Origin of the sequence: Lonsdalea britannica (assembly GCF_946477055.1) — a bacterium.
GTDB classification, from domain to species: Bacteria; Pseudomonadota; Gammaproteobacteria; order Enterobacterales; family Enterobacteriaceae; genus Lonsdalea; species Lonsdalea britannica_A.
In genome coordinates this window covers 1-14,497 of sequence record NZ_CAMKXG010000065.1, presented here as the reverse complement: position 1 = coordinate 14,497, position 14,497 = coordinate 1, and the positions used below count along the sequence as shown (strand labels likewise).

General features: G+C 53.7%; 15 protein-coding genes. 8 read left to right on the top strand and 7 right to left on the bottom strand.

Translation table 11 applies throughout. From position 1 onward, the window contains the following. The 3 genes from Q7O77_RS06685 to aspA form a co-directional block, all read right to left on the bottom strand. Window positions 1-352: protein-disulfide reductase DsbD domain-containing protein (locus Q7O77_RS06685; protein ID WP_304164721.1), on the bottom strand; the 352-nt coding region annotated here is incomplete at its 3' end. Then, complete coding sequence (cutA, locus tag Q7O77_RS06680; protein ID WP_304164719.1) at window positions 328-660, bottom strand: divalent cation tolerance protein CutA; 333 nt, start codon at window positions 658-660, stop codon at window positions 328-330. The genes Q7O77_RS06685 and cutA, both read right to left, overlap by 25 nt. A gap of 162 nt (window positions 661-822) precedes the next feature. Further along, entirely contained in the window at window positions 823-2,262 is a 1,440-nt protein-coding gene (gene aspA / locus Q7O77_RS06675; RefSeq protein ID WP_304164716.1) for an aspartate ammonia-lyase, read from the bottom strand. A 426-nt stretch (window positions 2,263-2,688) separates the two neighbouring features. On the opposite strand from aspA, the gene Q7O77_RS06670 reads away from it, so the two are divergent. The 5 genes from Q7O77_RS06670 (at window position 2,689) to ubiA (ending at window position 7,627) form a co-directional block, all read left to right on the top strand. Then, entirely contained in the window at window positions 2,689-3,159 is a 471-nt protein-coding gene (locus Q7O77_RS06670) for an FxsA family protein (RefSeq protein WP_304164714.1), read from the top strand. A 209-nt stretch (window positions 3,160-3,368) separates the two neighbouring features. Next, window positions 3,369-3,662, top strand: coding sequence for a co-chaperone GroES (locus tag Q7O77_RS06665; RefSeq protein ID WP_026739589.1), 294 nt, complete (start codon window positions 3,369-3,371; stop codon window positions 3,660-3,662). Window positions 3,663-3,707: 45 nt separating this feature from the next. Next, entirely contained in the window at window positions 3,708-5,351 is a 1,644-nt protein-coding gene (groL, locus tag Q7O77_RS06660; RefSeq protein ID WP_085653474.1) for a chaperonin GroEL, read from the top strand. An 875-nt stretch (window positions 5,352-6,226) separates the two neighbouring features. Further along, window positions 6,227-6,748: a chorismate lyase gene (gene ubiC, locus Q7O77_RS06655; RefSeq protein ID WP_304164708.1), complete on the top strand. Its 522-nt coding sequence runs from the start codon at window positions 6,227-6,229 to the stop codon at window positions 6,746-6,748. 45 nt (window positions 6,749-6,793) lie between these two features. Continuing rightward, on the top strand, window positions 6,794-7,627 hold the full coding sequence (ubiA, locus tag Q7O77_RS06650) for a 4-hydroxybenzoate octaprenyltransferase (RefSeq protein WP_304164727.1): 834 nt from the start codon (window positions 6,794-6,796) through the stop codon (window positions 7,625-7,627). Between the two features lie 46 nt (window positions 7,628-7,673). On the opposite strand, the gene plsB is transcribed toward ubiA, so the two are convergent. After that, a complete protein-coding gene (gene plsB, locus Q7O77_RS06645) occupies window positions 7,674-10,133 on the bottom strand; it encodes a glycerol-3-phosphate 1-O-acyltransferase PlsB (RefSeq protein WP_304164706.1) in 2,460 nt (819 codons plus the stop codon). 131 nt (window positions 10,134-10,264) lie between these two features. On the opposite strand from plsB, the gene Q7O77_RS06640 reads away from it, so the two are divergent. Next, a complete protein-coding gene (locus Q7O77_RS06640; protein ID WP_304164724.1) occupies window positions 10,265-10,633 on the top strand; it encodes a diacylglycerol kinase in 369 nt (122 codons plus the stop codon). Window positions 10,634-10,745: 112 nt separating this feature from the next. Beyond that, window positions 10,746-11,357, top strand: coding sequence for a transcriptional repressor LexA (lexA, locus tag Q7O77_RS06635; protein WP_085653469.1), 612 nt, complete (start codon window positions 10,746-10,748; stop codon window positions 11,355-11,357). A gap of 207 nt (window positions 11,358-11,564) precedes the next feature. Here lexA and zur read toward each other — a convergent pair whose 3' ends face one another. Together zur and Q7O77_RS06625 are read right to left on the bottom strand one after the other, a co-directional pair. Continuing rightward, window positions 11,565-12,074 (bottom strand): zinc uptake transcriptional repressor Zur, encoded by a 510-nt coding sequence (gene zur / locus Q7O77_RS06630; protein WP_304164700.1) that lies wholly within the window; start codon window positions 12,072-12,074, stop codon window positions 11,565-11,567. Window positions 12,075-12,159: 85 nt separating this feature from the next. Next, window positions 12,160-12,858: a pirin family protein gene (locus tag Q7O77_RS06625; RefSeq protein ID WP_304164697.1), complete on the bottom strand. Its 699-nt coding sequence runs from the start codon at window positions 12,856-12,858 to the stop codon at window positions 12,160-12,162. Between the two features lie 110 nt (window positions 12,859-12,968). On the opposite strand from Q7O77_RS06625, the gene Q7O77_RS06620 reads away from it, so the two are divergent. Then, window positions 12,969-13,865 (top strand): LysR family transcriptional regulator, encoded by an 897-nt coding sequence (locus Q7O77_RS06620; RefSeq protein WP_304164694.1) that lies wholly within the window; start codon window positions 12,969-12,971, stop codon window positions 13,863-13,865. 81 nt (window positions 13,866-13,946) lie between these two features. Here the strand turns inward: Q7O77_RS06620 and Q7O77_RS06615 are convergent. Beyond that, the coding region (locus Q7O77_RS06615; RefSeq protein WP_304164691.1) for a glutathione S-transferase C-terminal domain-containing protein at window positions 13,947-14,497 on the bottom strand (551 nt) is incomplete at its 5' end.

Here is a 14,497-nt window from a genome sequence, read left to right as displayed (position 1 = left end):
TGCCCTGTGGAAGTCCATCCAGAGGAACATTGAGCTGTAGCCGATCCCGGAAAATATCGACCACCCCGAAAAATGCGTCCTGATGCCGTTCGGCAGCCGGAAACTCAATGCTTGTCAGCGTGGTGTTGCCGGAGTGAATCGCTATTTTCTGGCGATACAGGTAATAGCCCGGGTGAATGATCCACTGAAGCTTGAGCTGCTTGCCTTGTTGCTGGAAGTCGAAGACAAACGCCTGTGGGGCGGGCAGAAATCGCGACGTTTGCGCACGGCCGAAGGGATTTTCGGCAGGCACGACGGCAGTAAAAAGCAATGTGCCGAAGAGGATAATCAGCGTAAGGACGCGTTGAGCCATGAGAGATAATCGTTATCGCCGTCGTGAACCGGAAGCGCCAATAATTCTGGCGTTTGGTAAGGATGCTGCTGTTTCAGCAACGTGAACAGGTCTTGCATATGCGCCTGGTCGCTTTTCAGCATCAGCTGGATCTCCTGCTGTTGCTCCAGTTTCCCTTCCCAACGATAAAGCGAAACGGCGCCGGGCAATATTGTGACGCAGGCTGCCAATTTGGCTTCCAGGGCGGCGGCGGCTAGCGATCTGGCGCTGGCGTCGTCGGGGGCGGTACACAGCACCACCACGGCGTCGCAGGCGATGAGTTCAGACATAATGACCTCAGCAGCGGAAACGTGAAATTATCGCCACACTATACCTTGAGGCCAGCGTGAGCGTAAGCGCGGATCGCGTCGAAAATAGACGCTGTGGGAAGTGAGAAGAGTCACAGAATCTCCCTTCGACGCATGGCTCGGCGCCGAAGGGAGCTGAGGAGGTTACTGCGGTTCGTTTTCGTCGGTGTAACGTTTCGCTTTGTAGGCCGGATGCATCAGGTTCTGTACGGAGAAAATATCGTCCAGTTCTGCTTCAGTCAGCAGGCCGCGTTCCAACACGACTTCACGTACGCTTTTCCCGGTTTCGGCGCAGATTTTACCGACGATATCGCCGTTATGATGACCGATAAACGGGTTCAGGTAGGTAACGATGCCGATGGAGTTAAACACGTAAGACTCACAGACCGACTGGTTGGCGGTGATGCCGTTCACACATTTCTCCAACAGGTTGTAGCACGCGTTGGTCAAAATGTGGGTGGACTCGAACATGGCCTGTCCAATTACGGGCTCCATCACGTTCAACTGCAACTGGCCTGCTTCGGCCGCCATTGTGACGCAGGTGTCGTTGCCGATAACCTTGAAGCACACCTGATTGACCACCTCGGGAACGACCGGATTGACCTTCGCAGGCATGATGGATGATCCAGCCTGCAGCTGCGGCAGGTTGATCTCATTGAGGCCAGCGCGCGGGCCTGAAGAGAGCAAACGCAGGTCGTTACAGATTTTCGACAGCTTAACCGCCAGACGTTTGAGCGCGCTATGTACCATCACATAAGCGCCGCAGTCGGATGTCGCTTCAATCAGATCTTCTGCGGAAACGCAGGGCAGATGGCTCACCTCGGACAGCTTTTGCACGGCCAGTTGCTGGTAGCCGTCCGGCGTATTCAGCCGCGTGCCGATCGCCGTTGCGCCCAGGTTCACCTCGAGCAGCAGTTCGGCGGTGCGCAGCAGGTTTTTATTCTCTTCCTGCAGCAGAATGTTGAAGGCGTGGAACTCCTGGCCCAGACTCATCGGCACGGCGTCTTGCAGTTGGGTCCGTCCCATTTTCAGGATGTTTTCAAACTCTTTGGCTTTGCGCTCGAATCCTTCGCCCAGATGCGTATTGGCATCAACCAGCTTCAGGATCGCGTTGTACACGGCGATACGGAAACCGGTGGGATAGGCATCGTTGGTCGACTGGCATTTGTTGACGTGATCGTTGGGGTTGAGGTACTGGTACTCGCCCTTTTGGTGTCCCATCAGTTCGAGACCGATGTTGGCCAGCACTTCGTTGGTGTTCATATTCAACGAGGTGCCTGCGCCGCCCTGAAAGACATCCACCGGGAATTGGTCCAGGCATTTGCCGTTGTTGAGCACTTCGTCGCAGGCGCGAATGATCACGTCGGCGATTTTTCGTGGGATGGTCTGGAGTTCTCGGTTGGCCATGGCGGCGGCCTTTTTGACCATCACCATGCCGCGGACGAAATCAGGGACGTCGCTGATTTTCTGATTGCTGATATAAAAGTTTTCAATAGCGCGAAGGGTATGGATGCCGTAATAAGCATCGGCGGGTACTTCTCGGCTGCCTAACAGATCTTCTTCAATACGGATATTGTCTGACATAAAGAGCCTTCTCTTACTCTTCTATAAGTTAGCGTTTGTACAGCTTATCGTAATGCATTTTCCCAAGAGGGGCGGTGTATCTGACCGATATTGACGGCTATCTCATTATTATATTCTTAACCTGTGCGTGAAATAGTCGCCGTGATCACATCTGGGCATTCCATTGTCTGTCTCCTGAGTGAATCGTAACGAATAGTCACGCGGTGTGACTATAGCCGAAAAACGATAGCAGCCAAAAAAAACCGCGTACCTAGGTTGAAAAGTAGCGTATGAGCTACCATTTCAACAGTATTGTAACGCGATGGCGGGCGCGGTGAATGCTCTTACAGAGAGCCGTTTATGACTGCGTCAATAGCATATTACGAGCGCAAGTTTTAGGAATATACTTTTTATCAATACGTTAAATATCAATTACAGGAGCACCGGGTGCGCTGGATACCTTTAATACTGATTTTCCTGTTGGCCTACATTGAAATCTTCATTTTCATGCAGGTCGCCCACGTGCTGGGTATCGCTGTCACGCTGCTGCTGGTGGTGTTTACTTCCTGCCTTGGCGTTTCGCTGGTCCGTAATCAGGGGATCAGAACCTTTATTCAGATGCAGCGGAAAATCGAAGCGGGCGAGAGTCCGGCCGCAGAGATGGTGAAAAGCGTTTCGCTAGTGATGTCAGGATTTCTGCTGCTGGTGCCGGGGTTCTTCACCGACTTCCTTGGCCTGCTGCTGTTGCTGCCAGCGTTGCAAAAGCACCTGACGTTGAAACTGATGCCGCATTTGCATCTCTGGCGTTCGCGCTCGGGTCCGGCTGGATCGCAGGGCGATGTTTTCGAGGGTGAATATCAACGTAAGGATCAACGCCCCGAACGACTTGAGAAACATGATGAAAATGACGACCGCTGATTCAGGCGGTCTTTTTTTTTATTAGCTATCTGATCTGTTGAGTTTTTTTTCGTGGGCCGAGAAAAAGCGTCCACAAAGCGAAAAAATTTTACCTTCCTCCCTTGAAGCCCGTCGAAACGTCCCCACTTACTTTTCCACAAGGCCGGATATAAAAGCGTATTCGGCATGTTACCTAAACTGACATGGACTTTCTCAAAGGAGAGCTATCAATGAAAATTCGTCCATTGCATGACCGCGTTATCGTCAAGCGCAAAGAAGTTGAATCAAAATCAGCTGGCGGCATCGTTCTGACCGGTTCTGCAGCGGGTAAATCCACCCGTGGCGAAGTCCTGGCTGTGGGTCATGGGCGTATCCTGGAAAACGGTGAAGTTAAACCGCTGGATGTGAAAGTTGGCGATATCGTTATTTTCAATGATGGTTATGGCGTGAAGACAGAAAAAATCGACAACGATGAAGTCCTGATCATGTCCGAAGGCGACATTCTGGCAATCGTTGAAGCCTAATCGCGCGTAATCCTCTGAACTGAACGAATTTAAGGGAAACAACCAATGGCAGCTAAAGACGTAATTTTCGGTAACGACGCACGAGTTAAAATGCTTCGCGGCGTGAATGTACTGGCTGATGCAGTGAAAGTCACCCTGGGGCCGAAAGGTCGTAACGTAGTGCTGGATAAATCCTTCGGCGCTCCGACCATCACGAAAGACGGCGTGTCCGTCGCCCGCGAAATCGAACTGGAAGACAAGTTCGAAAACATGGGTGCGCAGATGGTCAAAGAAGTGGCTTCCAAAGCGAACGACGCTGCCGGTGACGGTACAACGACCGCTACCGTACTGGCGCAGTCCATCGTCAACGAAGGCCTGAAAGCCGTTGCCGCGGGTATGAACCCGATGGACCTGAAACGCGGAATCGACAAAGCCGTTATCGCCGCGGTCGAAGAATTGAAAAAACTGTCTGTACCTTGCTCTGACTCCAAAGCTATTGCTCAGGTAGGTACCATCTCCGCCAACTCCGACGACACCGTGGGCAAGCTGATTGCTGAAGCCATGGAAAAAGTGGGTAAAGAAGGCGTGATCACCGTTGAAGAAGGCACGGGCCTGCAGGACGAACTGGACGTTGTTGAAGGTATGCAGTTCGACCGTGGTTACCTGTCTCCTTACTTCATCAACAAGCCGGAAACCGGTTCTGTTGAGCTGGAAAGCCCTTACATCCTGCTGGCTGACAAAAAGATCTCCAACATCCGCGAACTGCTGCCGGTACTGGAAGCCGTTGCTAAAGCTGGCAAACCGCTGCTGATCATTGCTGAAGACGTTGAAGGCGAAGCCCTGGCGACTCTGGTTGTGAACACCATGCGCGGCATCGTGAAAGTTGCGGCTGTGAAAGCACCGGGCTTCGGCGACCGTCGTAAAGCTATGCTGCAGGACATCGCGACGCTGACCTCTGGTACCGTTATCTCTGAAGAAATCGGTCTGGAGCTGGAAAAAGCGACCCTGGAAGATCTGGGTCAGGCTAAGCGCGTAGTCATCACCAAAGACACCACCACTGTGATTGATGGTCTGGGTGAAGAAGCGACCATTCAGGGCCGTGTTTCTCAGATTCGTCAGCAGATCGAAGAAGCGACTTCCGACTACGATCGTGAAAAACTGCAGGAACGCGTAGCGAAACTGGCTGGCGGCGTTGCCGTTATCAAAGTCGGTGCTGCTACCGAAGTTGAAATGAAAGAGAAAAAAGCGCGCGTTGAAGATGCCCTGCATGCAACCCGTGCTGCGGTTGAAGAAGGCGTGGTTGCCGGTGGTGGTGTTGCGCTGGTTCGCGTTGCTAACGCAATCCGCTCTCTGACTGGCGAAAACGAAGATCAGAACGTCGGTATCCGTGTTGCGCTGCGCGCAATGGAATCCCCGCTGCGTCAGATCGTCGCCAACGCCGGTGAAGAACCGTCTGTTGTTGCCAACAACGTGAAAGCGGGCGAAGGTAACTACGGTTACAACGCCGCTAGCGAACAGTACGGCAACATGATCGACATGGGTATCCTGGACCCGACCAAAGTCACTCGTTCTGCTCTGCAGTACGCATCTTCTGTTGCTGGCCTGATGATCACCACCGAATGTATGGTGACTGACCTGCCGAAAGAAGATAAAGCGGACTTAGGCGCTGCAGGTATGGGCGGCATGGGCGGAATGGGCGGCATGATGTAAGATGCGTTAAGCATCGGATCATCAGCTCTGGGACAGGCTGACTGCGTTCATTACGCCGCAGGTTTTCCCAAGCCCTGATAGCCAATAAAAAACGACCGGGTCAACATTGACCGGTCGTTTTTTTATGTCTTACGGCGATGCATTATGTTTGTTTTGTTGTTCGACTTAAGCCAACGCTATGCGCTGCATCGGGCTCAGCGTGATATTGGCTGGACGTTCATTTTTGAGCGAAGAAACGGACGATTAAATACCCTTCATAAATAGAGGGGAAATAAAGGGAATGCCGTAGATGTCGCGAGAAAAATCTGGCTCATCAATGACAAAGTGAATTGTATTCTGCAGGCTATCCTCGGTACGAAATAATAAACCCGTGATGAAGGTTTATAAATGATGCAGAGAAAGCGTTAGAGAGACGGAGCATGTTTTTTCGGCTTCCGTCGCGCTGAAATTTATTTCTTGGGGAGATAGATTGCCCATTATGACTGTATGGTTTTTTGTCTCTACAATCAGACAATTAGCCTTTTTCATCGCAAGCCGTTCTAATCGCGGAAAGTGAAAATAAGCCATCCTATTAATAGCTGGATTTTTATTGTATTAATAGCGCATTTGGCGGGCGGTGACGCGTGAATACATTCGGGTGTCATTGCATTGAAATATCATGAAATTCAGATGTGTGGCAGGCGTGAACTCGTTATCCTGATTTTATGTGGCTCGAAAACCTGTTATTGGCTTCGGGCGCGTTTATTGGCGTTACGAAAGTATGAAAATCATGCAGATCATGCATCTCAAGGGCAGAACGAGTTATCAGTGCGCTATTCTACGCTACAATGGAAATCGTTTACTTTATTTACTAAACCCGAGGCGAGGAGGGGACTATGACCGATGAGACAGTAGACCTTCTGCGCCCGGTGACATGGTGCGAGTTCGCCGATGTCCCCGCCGCGGTCGCCGATTGGCTTGGCCATCGAGACTCAATGACCGCTCGTCTGGAAATGCATTGCCAGCGTCTGGATGTCGAGGTCACCCGTGAAGGTTTTATCTCTCCGTCGGACACCGGGGAGGCGTTGCCGCTGTTGCCGGTCAGTGACCGCTTCTGGCTGCGGGAAGTGACGCTGTATGGCGACGGCAGGCCTTGGTTATTCGGTCGTACGGTGATCCCTGAGCACACGCTGCAGATGTCCAATCTCGCGTTAGCGCGGATCGGAAGTGTTCCGCTTGGGCGATATTTGTTCCAAGCGGGCACGCCAGAGCGTGACTTTATCAATCCGGGCCGTCGTGGCGATCTGTGGGCTCGCCGCTCACGGCTGAGGTTGGCGGGCCACCCGTTATTGCTGACAGAGATTTTTTTGCCTGATGCCCCTATTTATTCTTCGCTCAGTTCTGATGCTGAACGGTAGAGAGGAGACGATGCGTTGGAACGAATTTTAACGACGGGACGGTGGATGGCGTATTGTCGCCTGATGCGGATCGATAAGCCGATAGGATCTCTGTTGCTGTTGTGGCCGACGCTTTGGGCGCTGTGGCTGGCGGGGCGAGGAGCGCCAACGAGCTGGACGCTCTGGGTGTTCGTATTAGGCGTATTCTTGATGAGAGCCGCAGGCTGCGTGATCAATGATTATGCCGATCGTCATTTTGACGGTCATGTGAAGCGCACCGCATCGCGACCTTTACCCAGCGGCATGGTCAGCGAACAGTCCGCGAAAGCGCTGTTCGTGATTTTAGCGCTGGTGGCGTTTGCGCTGGTGCTGACGTTGAACACCATGACGATCTGGCTGTCGGTCGGCGGGCTGGCTCTGGCCTGGATTTATCCCTTTATGAAGCGGGTCAGTCATTTGCCTCAGGTTGTACTGGGCGCGGCTTTTGGCTGGTCTATTCCTATGGCCTATTCCGCCGTCAGCGAGTCATTGCCCATCAGCTGCTGGCTGATGTTTTTCGCCTATCTGTGCTGGACCGTGGCCTATGACACCGAGTATGCGATGGTTGACCGCGATGACGATCTCAACATCGGCGTGAAGTCGACGGCTATCCTGTTCGGCCGTTACGACACCGTTATCATCGGTATACTCCAGCTGTTGATGCTGGGAGCGATGGTGATTTTAGGGCGCATTTCCGACCTTGGCGCTGTGTTCTATTGGTCGTTGCTGGTGGCTGCGGGACTGTTTGTTTATCAGCAAACGCTGATTGCGGGGCGGGAGCGGGATAATTGCTTCAAGGCTTTTCGCAATAACAACTACGTAGGGATGGCGCTGTTCATCGGGATCGTGCTGAGCCTCTAGCAAAAAGGCCTGCGGCAGACTTGCCGCAGGCACAGATCACATCGTGTTACTTCACTTCTTGATTTTGCTGCGCCGTCGGCGTCGTTTCGACGATAGCGGGACTTTCAATCGTCAATCTGACCTCTGGCGTAATGACATCGCCCAAAATCGCATAGATTGCCTGTACTTTTTCCAGTACCGCATCCCCGCTATCGCTGATGTAACCTTCGCTACGCAGCGTATTGACCAGCGTTGAGAAGACGGCCTTATCAAAGAACTCCGGCGCATTGATGCCATGCAGGAGGGACAGGCGCTGCGCCATTGCACGGCTCTCTTTCTCCAGCGTGCCGCGATTGATCGTCGGGTCGCCTTTGAGCAGCAGGAAGGTGATGGCATACCGCTGCAGCGTTTCTATAACCCCGGTAGCCAGCAGCTGCAACGGGCGACGACGCTCGCTATTCGGCGTCAGGTTTTCGCCCTCGATCACGATCAACCGCTGATTCGCCAGCTCGGACGTCAACGCATGCAGCACATCGGCCAGTTGCTCGGTGTCGTAGTGCAGGAACAGTTCCGCCTTCAGCAAGGGATAAATCAAGGTGACCTGGCGCAACAGCTCGGCCTGCGTGATGTGTTGGTGATGCACTATGATGCTGGCGATCAGAGACGGCAGGATCAGCAGGTGCTGGATATTGTTGCGGTAATAGGTCATCAGCACGGCCTGATCGCTTGGGAGGCTGATGATGGTCCCCAGCTTGTCGTTTTCAACCGTGAACTTGTCCATCTTCAACGCATGATCGATCAGTTCGGCAGGTGTTTTATCCGGCGTCGTCGCGTTTTCGGTATAAGGCACGTTGCGCATCAGATGCAGATAGCACTCGAGCTGTTCTTCCAACTGCGTACGGGTCATCGCACGTTGCGGAGACACCAGCAGGGCGGTGGAACACAGGTTCATGGCGTTGGCTGCCGCCGCGTTGTTGATGCGTACCATGATGTCGGAGGCGATGTCCTGCACGGTCGGCGTCAGCCAGGCGGGTCTCTGCGCTTCAATCGGATCGATGGCGTCGCGCCACTGCGGTACTTTGTTGTTGAGATAGGTCATCAACGGCAGCGGTTCGCCAAAGTTGACGTAACCCTGTCCCAGATTCCGCAGCTTGCGTAGCCCGCGCACCATCTGGAGAAAACCTTCTTTTTCCTTGGTGGCGCCACGCAGCTCTTTGGAGTACGTGCCGACTTCCATGACATGCTCGTAGCCGATGTAAATCGGCACCAGCGTGATGGGGCGTGTGCCGCCGCGCAGCATGGCCTGCAGCGTCATGGCCAGCGTACCGGTTTTCGGATCAAGCAGGCGACCGGTGCGTGAGCGTCCGCCTTCCACGAAGTACTCTACCGAATAACCGCGGGTGAACAGTTCACCGAGGTACTCGCGGAACAAGGTGGAATAGAGCTTGCTGCCTTTAAAGGTTCGGCGGATGAAGAACGCGCCCAGGCGGCGGAATATGGGGCCCGCTGGCCAGAAGTTCAGGTTAATGCCCGCAGCAATGTGCGGCGGCACCAGCCCCTGGTGATACAGCACGTAAGACAGCAGCAGGTAATCCATGTGGCTGCGGTGGCAGGGAACATAAACGATTTCATGACCGTCCTGAGCCAACTGCCGTACGCGTTCGGCGTTATGGACGTTAATCCCCTGATATAACCGGTTCCAGGTCCAGCCCAGCACGCGGTCTGTCAGGCGCACCGCTTCATAGGAGAAGTCGGCGGCGATCTCTTCCAGCATCGTAATGGCATTCTGCTGGGCTTTTTCTCGGGAGATTTTCTTCGCTCGCGCCTCATCGTCCACCGCTTTGGCGATGGCTTTCGATGACAGCAGTTTTTTGAACAGTTCCTGCCTGACCGGCAGACGCGGACCAACGGCGGCCAGACGCAGACGGGCGAAATGCATCCGCGCCACACGCGCCAGCTTATGAGCGATGGTGGTGTCTGTGCCGTGCTCCGTCGCCATGTAGCGCAGCGATACCGGCGTTGAGAAGCGCACGAAACTGTCGCGTCCCAGCCACAGAACCGCGAAAAATTTTTCGATACCGTTCAGCAGGCGAAGCTGAGGGGCTTCCTGCTGGTGGCCTTCACGGCCCGGCGAGCGGCCAAACATGACTGAAACCGGCACCATCTGGACGTCCAGCGACGGATTGTCGCGATGCAGATCCAGATAGTCGTGAAAAAGCTTGATGGATTTCTCTTTGGGCACGTAATAGCGAAACACGCGCGGGCCGCTATTAACGAATACGTAGCTCGGCAGCGCTTGACCGTCGACAATCAACGGTTCGAGCGGATCCTGCAGCCCCAGCGCCAGGCACTTTTCGCGCAGCGTCAGTAAGTCTGCTTTGGAGTTATAGGGCAGAACGTAGAAAATAGGACGTGTAGGATCGATATCCAGCTCAGCGATCGGATCCAGAGGAATAATTTTGCTCTTTACCAAAAGTTTCAGAGGGAAATTCAATAATTTATAGTAGATTTTACGCCAACCTGACATAACAACTGAGAACCTCTTATTAGCAATGCGCCGCAAGGATAACAGAAACCTTATCGGATATCTGTGGTCATGAGACAATGGGGTGACGCGAAAATTGCGTTCGAAACTAAATAAAAAGGGAGTAAGCAAGGATCATGAATAAGGCGACCGGGATTACCCGCCTTGTCAAGGCAACAGGCTATTCGTTGCAGGGACTTAAACAAGCATGGAGGCATGAAGCCGCCTTTCGTCAGGAAACCATTCTTACTCTGGCAGGCATTATTATTGCCTGTTGGTTGCCAGTTTCAATATTAGAACGGTTGTTGTTGATTGGCGCGGTTGTGTTGATTGTGATCGTCGAGTTGCTGAACAGCGCGATTGAAGCTGTAGTGGACAGAATTGGTCCCGAATATCATGAGCTTGCAGGGAGAGCGAAAGATTTGGGCTCGGCGGCGGTACTGGTCGCTTGCCTGCTAGCGGCCGTGGTCTGGGGTGTTTTACTGTGGAGCCATTTTGCGTGACAGCTCTCATGAATGACGCCAAAAAACAAGGTATAACGCGATTTCTCAGTTCCCATAGGCAGTTTCCCTGTATATACTCACAGCGAAACTGTATAAACAACCAGGGGGCGGAATGAAAGCTTTAACGACCAGACAACAGCAGGTTTATGATCTTATTCGCGATCATATCTCACAAACCGGTATGCCACCCACCCGAGCAGAAATCGCTAAACAGCTGGGATTCCGCTCGCCAAATGCCGCTGAAGAACACTTGAAAGCCCTCTCCCGTAAAGGTGTGATTGAGATTGTCACCGGCGCGTCCCGCGGTATCCGTCTGTTGATGGAAGAAGAGTCGCTCGGCCTGCCTTTGATCGGTCGCGTTGCCGCAGGGGAGCCGCTGCTGGCGGAACAGCATATCGAATGTCATTATCAGGTCGATCCGGCCATGTTTAAGCCAAACGCCGATTTTCTGCTGCGCGTTAGCGGTATGTCGATGAAAGATATCGGTATTCTTGATGGCGATTTACTGGCTGTGCATAAAACGCAGGATGTTCACAACGGTCAGGTCGTTGTGGCGCGTATTGAAGATGAAGTGACGGTAAAACGATTGAAGCAGCAGGGCAACAAAGTGCAGTTGTTGGCTGAAAATAAAGAGTTTTCACCTATCGTCGTCGATTTGAGCAAGGAAAACTTTTCGATTGAAGGGTTGGCCGTCGGCGTCATTCGCAACAGCGACTGGAGTTGATAGACCTGCTTGCTGAACGCCCCGTTTATGCATCTTCCGTTACGTTTAGTTTTTCTCGCTGAACGTAACGGGCGAAATAACAACCGAACCCAACGTTAGTCGCCAGTCTGCTTCTCAATCTCTTCTTCAAGTCCTTTTATTCTCAGATTCCATTCTCGGTATCATCGTACGGCGCGGATTACATCGGCCCTAAGATCTTCACGCGGCTCAGCGTTTTTTGATGACAATACTGTGGTCGTGGTTGCAGCTATCACGGTGCTCACAGGCTTCGATTTTCCTGCACTCAACGCACAGGCCGTGCGCTTCCACTACACTGTGTCGTAAAGAGAATCCGGTCTGGAGGGCGATCTGCTGCAATATTTCTTCGACGCCTTCGGTGGGGCTTTCCGTTACTTGTCGGCAGCGGTCGCAGATAAATAGCGCCGAGGTGTGGCTGTGTTCTTCAAAATGATGGCACAGCACGTAGCTGTTCGTGGATTCCACGCGGTGAATGAATCCCTGTTCAAGCAGGAAGTCCAACGCGCGATAAACCGTGGGGGGCTTGGCCTGAGGTTCAGCGACACGTAGCAGGTCCAACAGGTCGTAGGCGCTGATGGCGCCGGGCTGTTGGGCCATCAGACGCAGCACTTCCTGACGCTGCGGCGTGAGTCGCACGTTGCGTTGCTGACAGAGTCGCTCAGCCTGGGCAAGAAGTTTGGTCGGATCGGTTGAATCCATCGCTGTAACCCTGAAGAAAAGTGGTGAAGATAATGATTTATCTTACCATGACTCCGCAAAAACGCCGAGTCAGGCGGGGAACACGCTACGCCACCAAGTCGATCAACAGCGCCCGCACCGGCGTTTGCGCGTGCAGGGTGATAGCGGTCTCCTGCTGAATAAAGGCACCGTCACCGCAACGTAGCGTCTTGCCCTCATCGGCACAGCGGATGCCAAGCTCACCGTAGATGGACTGAATGTAGGCGCGATTCCCCTTCAGGGAATGCGTCAACGATTCTCCCGCGGTCAGATCCAGATGGTAAACCCAGACCTGTTGTCTCAGATGCAGACTGCCATTTTCGTCATCCGGAGAAGCCAGCAGCTGACAGCGCTCGCCATTCAGTGCCATTCGTTGCAACGCGCGGTTTTCGCGTGTCGGGCAGGCATCCAGCCACAGTTGAATGCGGGTCAGCGGGGTATCGCTGGCAATATTCTGTTCGCTATAGCTGAGGTTGGGCTGGGTCGCCAACAACATGACGTCGCCGGCTGTGGCTTGCGTGTGGTTGCCGTTGCTATTCCGATATTCGGCTTCGCCTTGCAGTATCAGGTTAAGGATATCGACACGCGGATAGGTGCGCGCCTGAAAGGCGGCTTTGGGGGCCAGCACTTCCTGATTCAACACCCGCAACGAGCCGAAACCCAGCAAGTCAGGGTCGAAATAATGGCCGAAAGAGAAGGTGTATCGCGCCTGCAACCAGCCGTAGTCAGCCTTGCCGCATTGCTCCGCTGCTCTGCTAATGATCATGGTGTCAGGCCCTCATAATTATTCGACTCTAAAAGGGTAATAGGCTGGACGGTAGATTGTTAGCTAGTTAATCTGGTGGGGACGTTCAAAAATCCTGAATGAGAATATCTATGTCGAAAGATCGGGCGTTAACATTGGAAGCGTTACGGGTGATGGATGCTATCGATCGTCGGGGTAGCTTCGCGGCCGCGGCGGATGAGCTGGGCCGAGTGCCATCGGCGCTGAGCTACACCATGCAAAAATTAGAGGATGAGCTGGACGTGGTGCTGTTCGACCGCTCGGGTCATCGCACTAAATTTACTAATGTGGGAAGGATGCTGCTGGAGCGAGGGCGAGTCCTGTTGGAAGCGGCCGATAAGCTGACGACGGACGCCGAAGCGCTCGCCCGCGGCTGGGAGACCCATGTCACCATCGTCGCGGAAGCATTGGTGCCGACGGAGCGACTTTTTCCGCTGCTGGATAAATTGGCGCAAAAGGCCAACACGCAGGTCTCTATTCTCACCGAGGTGCTGGCAGGCGCCTGGGAACGGCTGGAACAGGATCGCGCCGACATCGTGATTTCCCCGGATATGCACTTCCGTGCGACGTCGGAGGTCAATACGCGCAAGCTCTATTCGGTGAAATGCGTTTATGTCGCCAGCCCGGATCATCCCATCCATGACGAGCCCGAACCGTTGTCCGAAGTCACCCGAGTCAAATATCGGGGGATCGCCATTGCGGATACCGCGCGCGATCGCCCTGTGCTTACCGTACAGCTGTTGGATAAACAGCCTCGCCTGACGGTGAGCACGATGGACGACAAGCGCCGTGCTTTGCTTGCTGGATTGGGCGTTGCGACGATCCCCTACGAGTTGGTGGCTCAGGATATCGCCGAAGGACGGCTGCGCGTGGTGAGTCCGGAAAGTACTTTCGAGAGCCAGATCATCATGGCCTGGCGCCGTGACAATATGGGCGAAGCCAAGTCCTGGCTGCTACGGGAAATCCCCAAAGTATTGCGTGAGTCCTGATTGCGATCCAGCGAGACGGCAGCGCGAAAATTCCCCCGTTCTGCCGTCTCGCTGATGCTGACATGACGTGGGTGAAGGATGTTAGCGGCTGAAGCGGCTCTCTCTGTCATGCGGTTTGGTAAGCGACAATTCTGGGCCGACGGAAATAATGCCGTAGGGGTTGATCGTGGCATGGCTACGGTAATAGTGATGGCGTATGTGGTCCATATTGACTGTTTCCGCGATACCCGGCAGCTGATAAATATCCCGTGTAAACCCATACAAATTCTCATAATCCGTCAAACGCCAGCGGTCGCACTTGAAATGGGTGTGGTAGACCGGATCGAAGCGGACAAGCGTGGTCCACAGCCGCAGATCGGCTTCCGTCAGACGTGAACCGGTCAGATAGCGTTGTTGACTCAGACGTTGTTCCAGACGATCCAGCGCGTCGAACAGCTGAGAGACCGCCTCGTCATAGGCGTTTTGCTGCGTGGCAAAACCCGCTTTGTAGACGCCATTGTTAACCTGAGGGTAAATCCACTCGTTCAGCTCCTCGATCTCTGTGCGTAGCGCCAGCGGGAAGTAATCGCCCGGCGTCGCCCCCACGTCGTCAAACGCGCTGTTCAGCATGCGGATAATATCCGCCGACTCGT

Coding starts and splice junctions, on each gene's coding strand:
- plsB (WP_304164706.1), bottom strand. CDS start 10,133: ATGTCAGGTTGGCGTAAAATCTACTATAAATTATTGAATTTCCCTCTG.
- ubiC (WP_304164708.1), top strand. CDS start 6,227: ATGACCGATGAGACAGTAGACCTTCTGCGCCCGGTGACATGGTGCGAG.
- Q7O77_RS06620 (WP_304164694.1), top strand. CDS start 12,969: ATGTCGAAAGATCGGGCGTTAACATTGGAAGCGTTACGGGTGATGGAT.
- groL (WP_085653474.1), top strand. CDS start 3,708: ATGGCAGCTAAAGACGTAATTTTCGGTAACGACGCACGAGTTAAAATG.
- ubiA (WP_304164727.1), top strand. CDS start 6,794: ATGGCGTATTGTCGCCTGATGCGGATCGATAAGCCGATAGGATCTCTG.
- Q7O77_RS06665 (WP_026739589.1), top strand. CDS start 3,369: ATGAAAATTCGTCCATTGCATGACCGCGTTATCGTCAAGCGCAAAGAA.
- lexA (WP_085653469.1), top strand. CDS start 10,746: ATGAAAGCTTTAACGACCAGACAACAGCAGGTTTATGATCTTATTCGC.
- zur (WP_304164700.1), bottom strand. CDS start 12,074: ATGGATTCAACCGATCCGACCAAACTTCTTGCCCAGGCTGAGCGACTC.
- aspA (WP_304164716.1), bottom strand. CDS start 2,262: ATGTCAGACAATATCCGTATTGAAGAAGATCTGTTAGGCAGCCGAGAA.
- Q7O77_RS06625 (WP_304164697.1), bottom strand. CDS start 12,858: ATGATCATTAGCAGAGCAGCGGAGCAATGCGGCAAGGCTGACTACGGC.
- cutA (WP_304164719.1), bottom strand. CDS start 660: ATGTCTGAACTCATCGCCTGCGACGCCGTGGTGGTGCTGTGTACCGCC.